Below are 19,414 nucleotides of genomic sequence, written 5' to 3'. Positions count from 1 at the left end.
TGTAATTAAATGATATTCTTAAGAAATATTATAATATTTATAAATGGTAAAAAATAATTATTTTAACTTCTTTTAGTTATAATGGTCAATAATTCATTATTTACAAGGTTATTACGATTATTAAATTTACTATTCTACTTTTATTAACAGTTTGTTTAAATGCACAAACATACACTTTATATATCTCTTCAACAAAATATACTGATGTTGCAAAGAAATATTATTTTGAGTTAGAAAAAATATTTCCAAATGAAGATTTACTTATAAGAACCCATGAAAAACCTAATTTTAGTGTAATAATTAGAAATATAGAAAATATAGAAAAAGCAAAAGAACTACAAAATATTTTATCAACACAAACAACATATAAAAATAGTTATATAAAAAGATATGACCTTGAACCAACATATGATATTGTAAAAGTAAAAGAAAATAAACCAAAAGAAGAAGAAAACTATTTAGAAGAATATTCACATTCAATAGAAGATTCAAACAAATATATTACTGCAGCAACCATGTACAACACAAAACAATATCAAAAAGCATATGATATGTTCTATGAACTATTTCTAGAAAATAATTACAATATAAATATAAACTATTTTCTTGGGAAAAGTGCCTTTAACTTAGAAAAATATGATGAGGCAACTGCAGCTTTTGAAAGAGTTTTAATACAAAAACCAGATTTTAACCAAGCAAGATATGATTATGCAAGAATATTATATAAATTAAAACAAAATGAAGAATCAAAAAAAGAGTTTGAAAAACTTCTAGAATCAGAAATAACAATAGAAACAAAAGAAGAAATAAAAAAATATCTAAATATTTTAAATAAAAAAGATGAAAAGAAAAAAGTTGTTGCAAAAGTTATGCTTGGTCTTAGTAGAAGTTCAAATGTGAACAATGGTTTAAACTCATCTGAATACAGATTACCTGGGCTTAATGATATTTTAGTCCAAGGTGAAAAACCAATAGCCGATAGTGCCCACTCAGAAATGTTAAATTTAAGTTTTTTTAACTATTTAAAAAACAACCTGTAAGAATTCAAAATACTATTCTTGCTTATAATAAAAGTTTTTTAAATGAAAAAGATCAAAATATAACTGTTTTTTCATATCAACCTTCTTTAGATTATTTTGATGCAAACAGTAAACATATGTATTCATTAGAATTATCAGCTGATAAGATAAATAGAGGAAATAAAGAAGATTTTTCTGCGTATTCTATTTCTCCAAAATTTTCTACAAAAGATATAAATACTTATGTAAAGTATCAAAAAATCATATATGATAAAAATATAGATGAAGACAAAAATTTTGAAAAAATTCAGTTTTTTACAAAAATAAATTTATTTGAAAATATGAATTACTATACAAATATATACAAAAACATGAGCATAAATGATTTAAGAACTGATATAGATAAATATACAATAGGAAATGGAATAAATCTTTTTTATAAGATCACTGAAAATAATAAAATAAATCTAAATTATCAATTAGATTATAGTAAATACAAATATTCAAATCTTTTTTTTAATTCAAAAAGAAAAGATGAAAGTCATTTAATTGATCTTTCATTAATGCATGATTTTGATAAAACAAGTATTTTAAATATTAGTACATCTTATTATAAAAATAATTCAAATCAAGATGCTTATGTTTATGATGAAAAAATAATTAGTTTAAAATACTTAAAAGCTTTTTCTTGGTAAAATAATCTTATAAAGGAACTATTTATGGCTACTTCAATTAAAAAATTTATATTAATAACTTTATTACTATTTACTTCTTCACTTTTTGCTAATGTTGCAAAGGTTGTAGCATTAAAAGGTGACGCATCAATCGTTCGTAATGATACAACTATAAAACTAGATGGAAATTCAATTATTGAAAAACAAGATGTAATTATTACTAAGGATAATACAAAAGTTCAATTACTTTTTAAGGATGAAACTATTATTTCTATTGGTGAAAATTCTTCTTTTCAAGTAAATGACTATCTTTATGATGAGAAAAATCAAAAATTCGAAGCAAAATTTGATATGTTCAAAGGAACATTCAGAACCATTACAGGAAAAATTGGTAAATTAGCTCCAGAAAAATTTAACTTAGAAACAAAAAGTGCTTCAATAGGAATTAGAGGAACTCAAATTGTTATGAATCTCTCAAAAGATAATGAACAAATTTTTTGTACAGAAGGTAAAATTTTAGTTACTAATCTAACATCAAAAGAAAGCTCTTTTGTAAATTCAGGAGAATTTGTATCTCTTGATTCTACTAATACAAAAATTGATGTAAAAAAAATCAAACCAAATGATTTGAAAATAATTAATAACACCATAACTATTCAAAATAATCTAGCTACAGATACTATTTCAAATTCTTCTGAGACAACAGAGGATACAACTATAAATACTAATCAAAGTGAAGTAGCACAAACTACCACAACAAATGAATCAAATAACAATGATAATCAAACAGCAAAAATTGCAGCAACTGAAACAGAATCATCAGATCAAGCAGCAGCTGACGCAGCAGCAAAAATTGTAACTCAGGCTGCGGCTGACGCGGAACAAGCAAGAATTGCAGCGGAGCAAGCAGCCCAAGCAGCGGCAGATGCGGAAGCAGCAAGAATTGCAGCGGAGCAAGCGACCCAAGCAGCGGCAGATGCGGAAGCAGCAAGAATTGCAGCGGAGCAAGCGACCCAAGCAGCGGCTGACGCAGAAGCCGCAAGAATTGCAGCGGAGCAAGCAGCCCAAGCAGCGGCTGACACTGCGGCCGAACAAGCTGCTGCTGATGCAGCTCAAGCTGCTCAAGCTACTGCCGATGCAGCTGCTGATGCTGCAGCACAATTAGCAGCTCAAGAAAAAATTGCAGCTCAAGCAGCAGCGAATGCAATTATAGCTCAAGCAGCAGCGGATGCAGCGGATGCAAAAACTGCAGCTGAAGAAGCAGCAGCAGCACAAGCGGCTGCCGATGCTGAAGCAACAAGAATTGCAGCAGAGCAAGCAGCTGCACAACAAGCATTAAATGATGCTGCAGCTGCTCAAGCTGCTGCTCAAACAGCAGAAGAAAAAGCGGCAGCTGATTTAGCGGCAGCTCAAGCTGCTGCAGCTCAAATAGCTGCAGATGAAGCTGCTATTCAAGCAGCAGCTGATGCAGAAGCCGCAAGAATTGCTGCTGAACAAGCAACAGCAGCACAAGCAGCAGCTGATGCAGAAGCCGCAAGAATTGCCGCTGAGCAAGTAGCTCTTGAAGAACTATTAACAAAAACTGTAAGTCTTTTTCAAATAACCCCTGAAACTTATATTGAAAATAATAATTCAGTGGCAAAATATACAGGTAATTTTAATAATGCTGAATATGACTCTGAAAATCAATACCTAAAAAAAGCATATATACCTATAAAAATACCGCAAAGTACAACAATCTCAATGGATATAGATTTTGGTGCTTCAAAAGATCAAATTTCAAATGGTAAAATCAAAGTAACAAATACTCCTTTAGCTTATTATGATACTACTTTTGAATTTAATGGAAATATTAAAAATGCTAAAAAAGGTGAATTAGAAATAAATGGAACTAACGGCACAACAGGAGATGGATCAGCTTATTTATATGGAGATGAAGCCCAAGCCATGAAAGGAGAAGTTGATTTAAAATCAGCTAATAGTATTCAAATTAAAGGTGAATTCGAAGCAAATAAAGAAAGCTTTGAAGATGAAGAATTTATTACAATAGATGATATAACACCTGAATCATATTTTGATAACAATAATTCAATTGCAACATATAAAGGAAACTTTAATAATTATGCTTATGATTCAGGAAAACAATATTTATTAAATATAAATAGTGAAAAAGTTCAAATTCCAACTAATACATCAATATCAATGGACGTAGATTTTGGTTCAGCAAGCAATCAAATATCAAATGGAGCAATTAACTTAAAAGATGTGGGAGATGGAACATCAAGAACTTTAACTTTTGATGGAGATATAAATAAATCAAATTCTACCTTTGATATTTCTCCAACAGGAACTACTATAGGAGGTCAGAACTCTGGAACATTTTATGGAAGCGAGGCAGATATAGCCCAAGGTAAAGTAATTATGCAATCATCTGATAATGTCCAAATAAATGGAAGTTTCGACACGACAAAACAATAAGCTCAACCCTAATAATTCCATACTAAATTAGACAACAAGCCGACTTGCTCTATAATTAGGTACTTTAAAGCGAAAAAGTTACACCTAAAACTTTCACCTACTGGGTGTAACTTTTTCTAACTCAGGATTAGATTATGGCACAGACTATCTTAAATTTCAAACTACAATCCACAAACGAAAAATTAACTCCTAGAACAGGTGTAGCAATATTTGGGGAGTATCTCAAAGGTATAAACCTTGAGAGTCTTTGCAATACAAACCTTCCTTTAGCTAAACATCCAAACGGATATACTCCGTTTGAATTTATTTATCCATTGATTCTAATGCTTCACAGTGGGGGTAGAGTTCTTGATGATATTAAAGAGATACGATTAGATACAGCACTCTCAACACTTCTAAAAATGGATAATATTCCAACAGCATCAGCGTTCACAAAATATCTTCATAAGCATAAGACTATCGGGGAAGATGGAATAAGAAAGATCAACAAACAGTTCTTAAAAAGATTTCTAAAAAGTATCAAAAGTGAAGAGCTTATCTTAGACATAGATGCTACATTTATTGAAGCACATAAAAATACTGCAAAGTGGTCTTATAAAAATGCACCTGGTTATATGCCTATGGTTGGACATATTAATGGCGGATATGTAATTGATGTTGATTTCAAAGAGGGTAATGAGGCACCTGCAAGCAAAAACTTAGAGTTTATCAAGCAGTGCCAAGGACAACTTCCAATCGGAGTAAAGTTTGATAGGTTTCGTGCTGATAGTGCTTCGTATCAAGCTGCTATTTTTAACCACTGCGATAAAGAAAATATTCTTTTTACTGTAACAGCTAAAAAGAACAAGAATGTATTTGATTCAATCAAAGATATTAAAGATGATACATGGCAATTTTTTTCCAAAAGAGAGAAAGTTTCAGAGTTTACACATACAATGCAAGATACAGATAATGCTTTTCGGATGATAGTAATTAAAAAAGATATAACACCGATTCTTCCGACAATGGAGGAGTATATATCGGATGAAGTGATGATGCAATATCAAGATGAGATTTATTACTGTATTGCTACAAATGATAATGATTTAAGCTCTGAAGAGATTATTAAACTTCATCGTCAACGTGGTGAAACAAGTGAGAACAAGATTAAAGAGTTAAAGAATGGCTTTAATATGAGTTATCTTCCAACATCCAACACACAAGCAAATGCCTTTTACTTTGCCATTGGTACTTTAGCATATAATCTGTTTTTACTATTCAAACAGATTTTAGACTCTAATATGCAAAAACATACAGTAAAAACAATCAGATACAAGCTTTATAATATCGCAGGTAAAGTAGTTTCACATGCCAGAGAGATAACTCTAAAAGTTAATGAACAGTTTAAAGAATTGTTACAAAACATCAGATACAGAGCTTATGAAGAGAGCTTACAATGACAGCTAAAAACTTAGAAATCCTATTTTTCAATAAAATAACAACAGGATACTATCGCCTGAAAAACTGTAAATCTCGCAAAAAGTACCAATATCTCATTAAAATTGGAGTCAAAAAATGTGAAGTATAATTTTATAGCCTAATTTAGTATTTTTATTCTGAAAAAATTGATATTTTTTTACAAGTAAAGAGCAGAAATTGTACTATGGATTTATTTGGGCTCAATATTTAAGTGATTGTATGTTAGACTAAATACTAATATACAATCATAGGAACTACACTATTTATGGCACTAATAGACTTACAAAACATGTCTATTAATTTGCTCTTCTAAGCCCCTATATATAGGGCTTACAGCTTCAAATGTTTTTATATAAACAGGTCTATTTTCTAATTTAATCAAATTTTGTATCATAAGTACGATACATTTTCAAACAAATTCTTATTCCACTAAAAAGGAATAAAAATGAGTAAATATTACTATTATACAAAAGGTACTTTCTATTTTAGAAAGCTAATTCACCCTAAATATCTAAAGGATAATAATCAATATTTTAACTTTAGAATGTCCCTAAGAAGACTAAGTGGTACATACTATTTTTTGATAGAAAATAACAAATTACAACTCACACAACTTTCAAACTTTATTAATGAAAGACTAAATCTATTATTGTCACACACGAGGTCTAAACTTTCAGTTGAAAATCTTATAGAATACCTCTATGAAATATTTGATATTTATAAAAAAGAAAATTTTGAAAATGTTGATATAAAAAAGCAAAATAGATTAATTGAAACAAATCCTTTTAACAACAAATTTCAAACACTTGCAATTACTTATAAAAGGATTTTAAATTTTAATAATCTTCAAAATCCAAAACAAGAAGAAATTTTTGAAATTGGACATGAGATATTAAAAAGAAGTAATATTACAAAAGAACAATTATTAACTATTAAACCTAGTCAAATGATTTCATTTTATACCATGCTTATTGAAACAGAAAAAACTATTCTTGAAAATGACATAAAAATCTATATAGCAAACAACATTGAACAATTCTCTTCTCTTATAATAGATCTAAATAAAAGTATTCAAGAAAAGATTACCAATGCCTATTATGAAGTAATTGAAATCATTAAAAGAAATGAACCAAAAGCAAATTATATTGAGTTTATAAAAAGTAAAAGAACTCTTCCAATATCAACTAAAATAAATCAATCAAACCATGAAATTTTTGATATGATCATAAATTCATTAAAAGAAGAAGATATTTTAAATACTTCTTTATGTATTGATAGCTTAATAGATAAATTTTTGTCATTTAAAAAAGTTACTCAAAAGAAAGAGAAAGCATATAGGAGATCTTTAAAATTATTTAAAAGTTTTCTTCAAGGTGACGGAAGAAATTATAAAACACTAACTCTTCAAGAACTTACAGAATCTAACTTTGCTGATTTAGAAAAAATTCTTATAAATTTACCAGCAACAACAAAAAGTAAAGTCTTTGAGAATCTTAATATTTTTGAACTTGTAAAACTAAGAAAACAACAAAACTCAGCAAGATATGCTACAAATACTTTAGCTCTTATAGAAAATCATATAAAACAATTTTGGAATTATTTATGTACTTATCATAAAAATATTGGACTTGATAGAGATTTAATAAGCATAATGAACTGTGAATATACAAGTAATAATATAAAAGAAGAATTAGGTGAAGAAGATCCAACATTAAGAGCATTTACACTATCAGAAATAAATCAATTTATATCTTTTGTATATAAACCAAAAGATTTAAAGAAAACACTGATAAATTCACCTAGAAACTTTTATCTGTTTATTTTTGCTCTACTTTGTGGAACAAGACAAGAAGAAGCATTACTTATAGCTATGGACGATATTAAAGTTCAAGAGATAAATGGAAAAAAATATTTTTATATTTTTCTAAATCAAGATAAGCCATACCAACACTTAAAAAATAAAAATGCTCACAGAAATATACCTATTACAGATCTTATGATTGATTTAGGACTATTAAACTACATTCAAATAAGACATAATAGAGATTGTGAAACTCTCTTTGATTTTAGTAGAACAGGAGGTTCTGCAGCAAGAACATTTTTTTCAAGAAATTTACAAAAATTATTCCCTGAAATTTGTGACACAAGAGAAAATAGAAATTCAAGATTACTAGACAACTATGTTCAATTTAGAAGTTTTAGAAAAAACTTTTCAAACTTTTTATTTGAAGAGAACCGAAGTAAATATGATACCCATGAAAATAAATTGAGAATTATGGGACATGAGCATGAAGGAAGCAATAAAGTTACGAAACATTATTTAGGAAGACTTGAACCACAAAAAGCTTATGAGATAATGAATGCAATATCATATGAAGGCATAGATTTTACAAATATAAAACAAATTATTAAAGAACATTATGGTGAAATAAATAAAGATTTATATTGGATAAAAGAAACTATTCAAGGTGAATGAAATAAAGAAAGTAGAATAAAAACAAAAAAAGGAAGAAGAATCTAAACTTTTTTCTTCCATTATAGAGACCATTCAAAATTCTCAATAATTTATTTTGTAGATTGGAAACTGTCAAACGAAGTGAAAAAATAGGCATTTAAATTGTTAAAAAAAGAGACCATTCTAAAACTTAAACCATCACATAATTTAACTAAGATAACTTCTATTTCGTTTGTTTCTTTCAACTAAGCTTATATAAGTTCTATTTAATCCATATTTATCCACTAATACTTCTTGTGATAGCTTTTAAAGAAAAGAAGTATTTTCAACTTCTTTCCTTATAAATTTCTTTATTTCTTAGGATAAGCCGTAGCCGTCATTTTTGTAGTATAAATAGTTCCTACAAATGCGTAAGTCCAAGATTCAGTAATTTTGATATCTGTAATATAATCACCATTAGCTTGACCTTTTAAAGCATTATATGCTTGTTCATGTCTATCATTAACACTAATTGGGAAGAATAACAATAGTTGAAAACCACTTGCTTCAGAAGATATTGTCCTACCCTCAGCTTTTTTATCAGCATAAAGTTTTGGATCAACACTATTAAAAGGTACAGGTTTCCCTGAGCATCCTGTAAAATAAACTGCAAATACAGTTAAAAATATAAATTTGAATAAATTACTTACTTTCATTATTTTATCTCCCTAATTGCATCACCTGTAACAGTTACTGTTCTATTTGTTCCAATTACCCACCAAAACCAATCTTCACTATATGTTACATTGATTAATCCAGTCGCACCTGGAACACTTCTTATTGCATCTGCATAAGCTCTTTCAGTTCTATCATTTAATCCAAGTGGAATAAAATAATATGCTGTTCCGAAAGCAGCTAATGAACCACTTCCTGTTCCTGTTGCTTTTCCTAAAACTTCATATTTTTCTGGTTGTTTATTTTGAATTGTTACTTCTTTTGAAGAACAACCTGAAAAAATTAGCAACGACAACGCAGTTAAAGTTGTTGCTATGATTTTTCTTTTCATTTGTTTCCTTGATTTATTTTAAATTTTGAATTATGGATTTCGTAGATTATACGATTCTATTCTCCCTTGGCAATAGAATCATATTTATTTATATGGTCATATTTTGTCAAAAAAAATTTATTTAAATTAACAAACTTTTATCTCATTTTTAAGCTATAAATTTCTTTATCGAAAACTATGTTTTTAGATAGAATCGTTCGCTCTAGTTTATATTTAAATTTTTATAATACTTCTAATTTAAATATTTTCCACTTTTCTCCATTAAAAAGAATTTGAACTTTTACATTAATATTTGATGTTATATTATTTTTTTCAAGTAGATATTCTGGAACATAATAATCATCAATAAAAGCAAAATCTGGTTTCTTTATATCAATATTATTCCCTATATCAATAATTTGATCATAGTCATAAGTCAAATTCCCATTTTTATATTTTAATTCTAATTTACCTACTATACTTTTTATCAAAGAACTTTTTGTCTCATTTGTAAGTTTAATTTTTAAAATATTTATTTTAGATTTACCATTTCTTTTATCATTAGACATATAATATTTGATTTTTATGAAATCTCCAATATTAGGTCTTAAATCTGTTTGTTCAAAATATACTATTCCCTCTTGCTTAGAATTAACAACATAGTGAAATAATTGTTTTTGACTATTTATATGGTCAACAATAGCTATTTCTTCTAATGCATTATCAATTAATGAATCAATATTAACTATTGATTTATCAATTTTTAGAACTAAGTATCTTTGATTTACTTTGTTATAACGTAATTTAACTTCAAAAACATCATTCTTTCTTGCATTATTAAGTAATGGATTTTTTTTTCTATTTGTAACAAATTCAATATCTTTAAAATTTGTAAATACTAATATTTCCTTACCTTCTTTATTTTTAAAAGTATCAATTAAAATTACAGTATTAGTAGGAATATTTGATAATATATACCCTTCAGCTATTACTTTAGAAGATTGATAAAAGCTTTTATTATCTGATGATAAATGTTCAATATTTGATACTTTAGAAAATAGTATTTGAAATCTTTCTGGAGTTTTCCAACCTTTCTCTTCCCTATGCTTTTTATACTTAGTTAATTCAATAAGTGCTTCATTGAATAGATTATTCTCTAATAATAATTCTGCTAAATCAAGTCTAATTTCTCCTAAAAAATCTTCATTAGATTGAATTGTGATAGCTTTACAGAGCATTGAAATGGACATATCTATATTTTTACTTTTAATAATATTTGCAAATTCATGCCAGGCATATGATTGATCACTTAATTCTAAAATAATATTTTTGTAGATATTAATTGCTTCATCAATCTTATTTGCTTTATTAATTAATATGGCATATTCTCTAAGTAACCAAATATCATTATCCAGTTTTTTTAGAGCATATTGGTACAAATTTATTATCCAGCCAATATCTTCATAAACTTTATTTGAGGATTTGATAATTTCAAATAGTTTTTTTAAAGATTTTAGTGCAAGTGGTTTATTTGTATATTCTCCATTGATTTCTTCTTTCCAATCATTATCTGTAAAATTCTGAATGTTCCAATTTTTGATAAAATCATAAAATCTCCACTGATTATCTTCAACCATATATCTTTCTGCAAGTTTTAATATTTCAGAGTGCCAATGAGATGGTCCTAAATTAGAGTAAGATTTTACATAATAGGTTAGAGAACTCCATAAAGAATTTATTTGATTATCTTTATGTGCTTGAAATATCTTCCAAAAAAATGTTTCTCTAATACTTTCTATAATAAGGTTTTCATTACCTATTTCATGAATTAAATAGTTAATATCAAAGGTAGTTTGATTATTAATAATTACTTTAATAAGTCTAGTTATTAAAGAAGGAAACTCTTTCCCTTCATGATATTGTTTTTTTAAATCATCAATTTGTAAAAATTTAGGATTCCATATTTGAAAAAATCTGAAAATATCAAAATCTTTATGAGTAGCTGCATAATGAACTGCTATTTGTAATATCATAGAATGAAGTAAAGAAGGTCTTTCGTTTTTTAAATTTAAATATTCAAACAATATCTTTTTAAAAGCATCAATAGTTAGCGTATTTCCAAATGCTTTAACATACCTATATAAAATCCAACCATATGATTCATGATTATTAATACTTAGATTTCCTGATTGCTTAATCTTTTGAAATATATTTAATGATTCTTGGTATTTTCCATTTTTACTTAGTTGTTCAGCTTGCTGTATTTGTGCATAACTAGAATCTAGTTTTGGTTTTAGTAAATCAATTTGCTTAAATAAGATATCATCTATAGTTACAAAGTTTATGGCATTTAATTTATTAAAAAAATTTTTTGCTAAATCTGGATTTTTTGTAGATTCAACTTTTATAATATCGATTAAAACCCAAGCATAGGCTTTTTGAGTCCATTCATCATTTGGATCTTTATTAAATAATTGTAAAGCAATTTTATACGCATCACTTAATCGTTTATTTTTTCTTAATTCAAAAATTTCTTTAGTTGTATATTCTTCATTCATTTTAAAGCCTCATAAATTTCATTAACTAATTCTATACTACAATCTTTTTGAGCTTGAGGAGCTTTTTTGAATTGTTTTTTTCCATTGTACCAAAAATCAATTACTGCTATTTTTTCTTCTTTTTTAAATGTATATCTTTCACAATAACTTATATGTTTAATATTAATTATTAAAATTTCTTTTCTTTCCATCTTTTCTTTAAGAGCTTTATAAAATTCTTCTAGAAAAGTTTCCGTAAAAGTAAAATTTGAATTTATATTGTGATGATTATCACCATAAATCACTAAATCAAGAAGTGACTCTTTAAGCTTATCAATTAAATTAATTAACACATCATTATCAATAGAACTAATTCTTGTAATTTTATTTTGCCCATTATAATAAATTTGAATTCTTTGAGTTTTTTCATTCTGACTAAATGTATAAATTTCATGATATTGAGGATGTTGAATATTATCAATATTAATACCTAATATTTCACAAACTTCTGCTACTTTTTCTTCTATAAATTTAATAATATTTTTGCTTAGAGGTTGAAGATTTTCAAATCCATTCATAATAGTTACATGAGGTTCATCCATTAAATAAAGCTTTTTAGAAGCTCTTGTTATAGCAGTATAAAACCATCTAAAATAATCTTTTGTCAAAACATTTTGATGTGTTTTACAATTTACAAAAACATTATCCCATTCACTCCCTTGTGCTTTATGACAAGTAAGTGCATAGCCAAATTTGATTTTTAAAGCATTGAAAAATATATCTGTTTTAATAGTTTGTTTAAATTCTGCTGTATTTGGCTTCAAACCTTTTTCTCTTGCACGATTTACAAAATCAACATATAACGCAACCGTTTCAAGTCTTGCAATATCTTGTTCTTTTAATTCATATTTATTTATTTCATCTTGATAAACGAAATCTCTATATAAAAGATTTTCAAATATTAAACACTCAAAGAAACAAGATTTATTATTTTCAATATTTTTAAATCCAATTTTAACTTTTCTAAACCATAATGGCAATCGCATAGTTAAAAGTTTTTCATTTATTCTTTCTTTAATAAATACTTCTCTTTTTATAATATCTGTATCGACTTCTTTTATAAGTCCAAAGTCACCATTATAAATAAAAATTGGATAATTACCATTATTTGCTACTGCCATCACTTTATCACCAACAGTTATAAAATTTTGATTTGGGAAGAAATGCTTTCTTACTTGTGAATTATATTCATCAACAACAGCATTTGAATGTGCAATAATGATTGATTTAGCATTTATTTTTTCATCACATGATTTTATATATTGAGAGAGTACATCATTATGTTCCACATGCATAAGATCTTCAAAAACTAAGTTAATATCTAATTGATTAAAAGTATTTTTTCTTATTGATTCCCTTATTATAAGAGAGTTTTCCACAATCCCACTTTTAGAACTTTGTCTCATAACTTCTGTTAATTCAAATGATTTACATTTTAAGTTGAATTCTTTTTCAAAATACTCTGAACTAAGTGCAGGAGAGAAATTCATTCCAATAGGTGGTAATTGTGCATTATCGCCAATAAATATAATTTTTTTGTTGTGGTCATTCTGGTCAATGTGAATATATTTCATTAAATCTGACAATAATTTACCCGAACCAAATCTAAAAAATTCACCTTCTTGATTTACATTTCCAATCATAGATGCTTCATCAATAATATAAACAGTATTTGCATCGTGTGTATTATCATTCAAATCAAAATAAAATTTAAATGTTTCAGTGCCATCATTTTCAACTTTATATTCTTTTAAATCATTATAAGAGTAAATAGTTTTATGAATAGTAAATGCTTCATTTTTAGTTTTTTCTTTTATAACTTTTGCAGCTTTTCCAGTAGGAGCAGCCAGAATAAATTTTCTTCTTATAGTAGTTAAGTATTCTGTTAATCCCTTAGCAATGAATGTTTTTCCTGTTCCCGCATACCCTTTTAATAGAAAAATATTAAAATCTTTTTTATCTAAAAAATCTTCTAAATTATTAACTAAATTCATTTGTCCATCATTTAATTTATAAGAAGAAAAAATTTCATTTATTGTAATTCGCTTATCAACTTCAAGAGAATTAAGACCTAAATTTTGAGAAATTTCAATATTTTTATTTTTAAATAAATTTATTTTTTCAGAATTTCCAAATTGTTCTATTATCTTGTTCGTGTTTTTAGTATCAATAATTCTTTCTAATTCTCTTATAGTTTCTTCTAAATGGTTAATGTTATCTTCAATTGGTTTTGGTAAAACAAAAGTATTTATCTGAAAAATTTCATTAGCATATGTACAATAAAACCAATTAGATATGTTAAAAGCCTCTTCTAAAAGCCATTTTGCATCATCTAATGAAATATGATTTTTATGTATGGCTTTATTTGCTTTTATTCTAATTGCATGCATTTTCTTTACTATATTTGAATCTATGGTATTTTCAAATAATTCATTCTTTAAAGCTTTAAACAAATCCCAATTTGTATCAAGATTTAAATCTAATTCTTTATATAAATAATTTACTAATTCCTCTATAAAACATCTTAATTTTAAAACTGAGCTTTGAGGATCAGAATATAAATAGTTTTCCGCATATGTACAATAAGTAGCTAAATTTGACCAGTTGGCTCTTAATATTTCAAAATTTAATGATTTCATTAAATGACCTATACCTTATATATTATTTAATAAATAGTTTCTTAAATCATTCACTATTTTTTCTTTTAAAGATAGTGGTTTTATTATTTTAATAAATGGTATCCATTTTTTAATTAATTCTTCTATTTCCATTTCTTGAGTAATTTTATATTTAATTAGTAAGTTTCCATTATCTTTTTTTTCTAATATTTCTTGTGATTTTAAATATTTCTTTGATTCAAAATAAAAAGCTTTTGATTTATCAACTTCTAAAACTACAGTTATTAGATGTTTTTTGTAATCTCTTCTATAAATTGAAAAAGGTGTTTGCATATCTTTAATAAAATCTTCTATTTCTATATTTTTATGAAATGTTTTAGAAGTATCTTCAATACTTTTAATTTTTGATAATCTATACATTGCAAATTCTAATATCTCATGTTCTATTTCACAAGCCAAGTAGAAATTTTCATTAATAAAAACTATTTTATATGGTTTTACTTCAAATTTATTGATTTTTTCATTTATTTCATATTGAATGTTTATATATTTCTGATGTTTAATTTTACTTTCTAACTCTTTTAATAAAACATTATCACTTTTAAAATTTTCAAAAGGTTTATTTTTAAATTCATAATATTTCTTAGCGTCTTTTATTTTTGATTCTAAGATTTTTTTATCATCTTCACTTAAATCAAAATTATCGAACAAATCACTTTTATTTGCAAGATTAAACATTTGAACCATCAAAGACATAAATTCAGCATTTATAAAATTATCAAAAGCATTTTTAGTAATTGCTTTATAACAACCTTTTTCACCTTTTACAAGTTCATAACTATCAGGAAAATACTCTTTAATAACATCTAAATCTCTTCTAATAGTTTTTTCAGATTTTCCAAACCATAAATCTTCATTTGATAATGCTTCTATAGATATTTTTTGACCATTATTAAATCTTTTAATTAATTCAAGAACTCTAGCTGTTTGATTTGTTGTTGACATTTATTGCCTTTATTACTGTTATTTTTCAATTTGTATAGTATAAGATAGTTTAGACATATTTTGTCTATATTATTTAAATTATTGATTTTATTCTATTATTTAATAAATTAAAAGATTTTTTCATACTTAAATGTTCAAAACTTTTTAATTCATCATTTTCTATTTCTATAATTGATACATTTTTTAGTTGCTTTAAAAACTCTATTGTTTCATTTGCTCTATATTTTAAATAATATCACATTGTATTGACTTCTAATTAGATATTAAACATTAAGTCAATTATCACCTAAAAAACGATACTATTGCCACTTTATTAAGAATAAGACCAATATATTTTATGTATAGATATACTATTATGGGACATAGTTTCTCTAAAATAAGATATATTATGTCATATAATACAACTATACGATATGATTTATCTTTCTTTTAGTTAAAACATATCTATACATTTTAAACTACAAGCCCCTATTTATGGGATCAGGAGAAGCCATGGCTCTTATCGACTTACAAAACATTTCAAAACAATACGATACAAAGATTATTTTAAAAGATGCAAATTTTACTTTAAACCATGGGCAAAGAATTGCTGTTATTGGACAAAATGGTCAAGGAAAATCTACACTTTTTAAAATAATTATGAAAGACACAGAACCTGATAGCGGGGAAATGGCTATTGATAAATCTCTTAAAATTGAGATGCTAGATCAACAACCAAAATTTAAAGCAAATCTTCTTGTAAGAGATGCAATTGAAGAGCAATTAGCTGAGTTAAAATCTGCTAAAAATGAGTATGAATCAATAACGAACAAATTGTTAACAAATTATGAAGATGAAGAACTAATACGAAAACAAAGTGAATTAGCTTCTTATTTAGAATTTCATAATGCTTGGGATTTAGACAATATGATTGAGCGTGTTTTAGTTGAATTTCAATTAAAACAGTATGAATTTAAAGATGTAAATCTTCTAAGTGGAGGGGAACAGCGTCGTGTTAGTCTTGCTGGACTTTTGCTTAAAAAACCTGATGTTTTACTTTTAGATGAGCCTACAAATCATCTTGATGTTTATATGGTTGAGTTTTTAGAGCAACTACTTTTAAAAAACAATTTCACCCTGCTTTTCATCTCACATGATAGATACTTTATAGATAATATTGCAACATCAGTTGTTGAAGTTGAAGGTGGTGTATTAAGAAAGTTTAATGGTGGATACTCTTCTTATCTAGAACAAAAAGCTCAGCTTCTAGAAAATATGCAAAAAGACCATGAAAATCTTCTAAGACTTGTAAAACGAGAAGCCCATTGGATGCAACGAGGAGTAACTGCTAGAAGAAAAAGAAATGAAAGAAGAAAATCAGAGTATTTTGACTTAAAAAAACAAGCTAGAAGTAATCCTGCGCAAATTAGAAAAATGAGTTTAGAGTTACAAAGGGAACAAAAATCATTTAATACTGATGATAATCAAAAAAATAAAAAGAAAATGCTTTATGAGTTAGATGATATTTGTAAAACTCTTGGGGATAAAAAGCTTATTGAAAATTTTACAACTAGAATTTTACAAAAAGACACTATTGCAATAGTGGGTCCTAATGGAAGTGGAAAATCAACACTTCTAAAAATATTCATGGAAAAGATGACAGTTGATAGTGGAGCATTTAAAAAAGGTGATTTTGATATTGGCTATTTTGACCAACAAAGAGATAGTTTAGATGATGAAAGAAATCTTTTAGAAACTTTTTGTCCAAATGGTGGAGACAGGGTTATTTTAGATGATGGAAGAAACATGCATGTTTTTGGATATCTAAAGAATTTCTTATTTCCTAGAGAATATCTTGATAAAAAAGTTGGAACATTAAGTGGTGGTGAAAAAAATAGAGTTGCCCTTGCCCTACTTTTTACTAGAAAAGTTGATTGTTTGATTCTTGATGAACCTACAAATGACTTGGATATTCCTACAATTAATATTTTAGAAGAGTATTTACAAAACTTTCAAGGTGCATTAATATTTGTATCTCACGATAGATATTTTGTAGATAAAATTGCTAAAAAACTTTTTGTATTCCAAGGAAATGCCCAAATTATGGAAAGTCATCAACCATATACTGAATACCTAGAAATAGAAAAAGAGATAAAAGATTTAGAATCATTTGAAAAAGAGATTGAAAAAGAAACAAGCTCTCAAAAAGTAGTACAAACAGTAAAAAAACAAACTAAACTATCATATAAAGACCAAAGAGAATATGATATGTTACCTGAAGAATTAGAAAAACTAGAGCTAAAACTAGAAGAAATAAATGCTTGTTTAATGGATCCCAAGTGCTATGAGCAAAAAGGAATTGTTGCTATGTCAAAAGAATTAGATGAAACAAAAGAAATTTATGAAGCAAAAGTTGAAAGATTTTTAGAGTTAGAAGAGTTAATAGAAAGCTTTAATTCTTAAATAGATATAATCACCCAATTAATTATAAATACAAGGATTTTATATGAGCTTAAAAGAGCAATTAAAAGAAGATTTAAAAACTGCAATGAGAGAAAAAGAAGTTGTTAAAAGAGACTCAATTAGAGCTATTAATACAATGATTAAACAAATTGAAGTTGATGAGAGAAAAGAGCTTAATGATGAAGATGTTATTAAGTTAATCCAAAAAGGTATCAAACAAAGAGAAGAAGCAATAGCTCAATATTCTGCTGCTTCAAGAGATGATTTAGTAGCAAAAGAGCAAGAACAAATAGATGTTTTTATGTTATATCTTCCAGCACAAGCAAGTGATGAAGAACTAGAAGCAGGAATGAAAGAAATCATAGCACAAACGGCGGCAACAACTATGAAAGACATAGGAAAAGTAATGGGAGCAGCAAGCAAAAAATTTGCAGGTGTTGCAGATGGAAAAAGAATAAATGAAATGGTTAAAAAGCTTTTAGCATAAAAATTAATAGTGTAGGGAATTAATTATGATTGAAAATATTAAAGACATTATAGAACAATTAACAACAAAAGAAAAAGAGTTTGTAAATACAAATGCCATTGATACTCCTTTGAAGTTAATACCTCTTTTACTAAAAAGAGTAAATCCACAAAATGTTCAAACATTGGCTTCTTTAATAAAAAAATCTGTTCTTCCTTCAATTTGTTCTAAAACAAATGATGAAATTGATGAACTCTTTACACAAATAGAAAAAGATGTAAATCTTTTATTTAAAAAAGAAATTCAGGATAAAATTGAAGAATTTATAAATAAAAGATTTGAAAGAGATAAAAAAGTTGTAATAGAAAGAACTTCTGATATTTCTAAACTTGTATTACTTATGGAAGAATATTTAAATGATGCTATTTCAAGCAATGGTTCTGGTTCTAAAGTTGTTCTAAACATAAAAGAAAGAATAGAATCAATAAATATAAGAGACAATGGATTAGAAGAACTGACTAAACTTCAAAATGAATTAGTTACTGCTGCTATTTCTATTGAAAAAGAGATGAATACGGTTACTAGCAAACTAGAAACTGGTAAGACAAAAGTTCAAGAATTAGAAGAAAAAATAACAACATTAGAAGAAGAATTAAATAAAACAAAAATAGAAAACATGAAAGATCCATTAACCGGTCTTTTAACAAGAAAATCTTTTACAGATGAAGTAGTAAGAATAGAAAGTTCTTATGTAAGAATAAATACTCAATATGCTGTTGTTTTTTTTGATTTAGATCATTTTAAAAAAATAAATGATACTTATGGACATGAGTGTGGAGATGTTGTTTTATCAACTTTTGGGAAGATATTAAATAAAAGTATTAGAGACCATGATATCGTTGGAAGATACGGTGGAGAAGAATTTGTTGCAATTATTCATTTTAATCTAAATAGGGAGCTTTTACAGTTCTTAAAACGCATTAAAACAATAGTTACTGAAAATAGCTTTTTATATAAAGGTCAAAAAATAAAAGTTACTTTTAGTGCAGGTGTTGCGTTAAGAGGTAGTTATGACTCATATGAAAATACGCTACAAAAAGCGGATATGCTTTTATACCAAGCAAAAGAAAATGGAAGAAATAAAATAACTTTAGAAAATGGGATGGAAATTTAACCTA

Annotated in this window: 13 protein-coding genes; 8 read left to right on the top strand and 5 right to left on the bottom strand. The window is 26.6% G+C overall.

The genetic code is table 11. The annotated features are described in order from the left end of the window. The first annotated feature begins 95 nt into the window (after nt 1–95). The 5 genes from AACT_RS15680 (at nt 96) to AACT_RS05920 (ending at nt 8,105) form a co-directional block, all read left to right on the top strand. Nucleotides 96–1,040 (top strand): tetratricopeptide repeat protein, encoded by a 945-nt coding sequence (locus tag AACT_RS15680; protein WP_346726261.1) that lies wholly within the window; start codon nt 96–98, stop codon nt 1,038–1,040. A 116-nt stretch (nt 1,041–1,156) separates the two neighbouring features. After that, a complete protein-coding gene (locus tag AACT_RS05935) occupies nt 1,157–1,714 on the top strand; it encodes a hypothetical protein (RefSeq protein WP_172125884.1) in 558 nt (185 codons plus the stop codon). A 24-nt stretch (nt 1,715–1,738) separates the two neighbouring features. Further along, nucleotides 1,739–4,171, top strand: coding sequence for a FecR family protein (locus tag AACT_RS05930; RefSeq protein WP_172125882.1), 2,433 nt, complete (start codon nt 1,739–1,741; stop codon nt 4,169–4,171). Between the two features lie 134 nt (nt 4,172–4,305). Then, a complete protein-coding gene (locus AACT_RS05925) occupies nt 4,306–5,610 on the top strand; it encodes an IS1380 family transposase (protein WP_172125880.1) in 1,305 nt (434 codons plus the stop codon). A 464-nt stretch (nt 5,611–6,074) separates the two neighbouring features. Further along, nucleotides 6,075–8,105, top strand: a complete 2,031-nt coding sequence (locus AACT_RS05920; protein ID WP_172125878.1) for a site-specific integrase — start codon at nt 6,075–6,077, stop codon at nt 8,103–8,105. A 329-nt stretch (nt 8,106–8,434) separates the two neighbouring features. Here AACT_RS05920 and AACT_RS05915 read toward each other — a convergent pair whose 3' ends face one another. From AACT_RS05915 to AACT_RS05895, 5 genes are all read right to left on the bottom strand, one after another. Continuing rightward, nucleotides 8,435–8,779: a hypothetical protein gene (locus AACT_RS05915; RefSeq protein ID WP_172125876.1), complete on the bottom strand. Its 345-nt coding sequence runs from the start codon at nt 8,777–8,779 to the stop codon at nt 8,435–8,437. After that, entirely contained in the window at nt 8,779–9,129 is a 351-nt protein-coding gene (locus tag AACT_RS05910) for a hypothetical protein (protein ID WP_172125874.1), read from the bottom strand. Before AACT_RS05910 ends, AACT_RS05915 begins: the two co-directional genes overlap by 1 nt. A gap of 221 nt (nt 9,130–9,350) precedes the next feature. Then, nucleotides 9,351–11,666, bottom strand: a complete 2,316-nt coding sequence (locus tag AACT_RS05905) for a tetratricopeptide repeat protein (protein ID WP_172125872.1) — start codon at nt 11,664–11,666, stop codon at nt 9,351–9,353. Next, nucleotides 11,663–14,344 carry an ATP-dependent DNA helicase gene (locus AACT_RS05900; RefSeq protein WP_172125870.1) on the bottom strand — a complete coding sequence of 894 codons (2,682 nt, stop codon included), beginning with the start codon at nt 14,342–14,344 and terminating at the stop codon, nt 11,663–11,665. The genes AACT_RS05905 and AACT_RS05900 overlap by 4 nt, the downstream gene beginning before the upstream one ends. Before the next feature lie 15 nt (nt 14,345–14,359). Then, on the bottom strand, nt 14,360–15,328 hold the full coding sequence (locus tag AACT_RS05895; RefSeq protein WP_172125868.1) for a helix-turn-helix transcriptional regulator: 969 nt from the start codon (nt 15,326–15,328) through the stop codon (nt 14,360–14,362). A 492-nt stretch (nt 15,329–15,820) separates the two neighbouring features. Here AACT_RS05895 and abc-f point away from each other — a divergent pair, with 492 nt between their 5' ends. Genes abc-f through AACT_RS05880 form a run of 3 tightly spaced genes read left to right on the top strand, consistent with a single transcriptional unit; the run spans nt 15,821 to nt 19,410 of the window. After that, a complete protein-coding gene (abc-f, locus tag AACT_RS05890; RefSeq protein WP_172128563.1) occupies nt 15,821–17,770 on the top strand; it encodes a ribosomal protection-like ABC-F family protein in 1,950 nt (649 codons plus the stop codon). A gap of 43 nt (nt 17,771–17,813) precedes the next feature. Then, entirely contained in the window at nt 17,814–18,257 is a 444-nt protein-coding gene (locus AACT_RS05885; protein ID WP_172125867.1) for a GatB/YqeY domain-containing protein, read from the top strand. Nucleotides 18,258–18,282: 25 nt separating this feature from the next. Beyond that, entirely contained in the window at nt 18,283–19,410 is a 1,128-nt protein-coding gene (locus AACT_RS05880) for a GGDEF domain-containing protein (RefSeq protein ID WP_172125865.1), read from the top strand. The last annotated feature ends 4 nt before the right edge of the window (nt 19,411–19,414 follow it).

This window comes from Arcobacter acticola (assembly GCF_013177675.1).
GTDB classification, from domain to species: Bacteria; Campylobacterota; Campylobacteria; order Campylobacterales; family Arcobacteraceae; genus Aliarcobacter; species Aliarcobacter acticola.
Note: the sequence above shows the minus strand (reverse complement) of the source record. Positions and strands in the feature narration are given on the sequence as shown.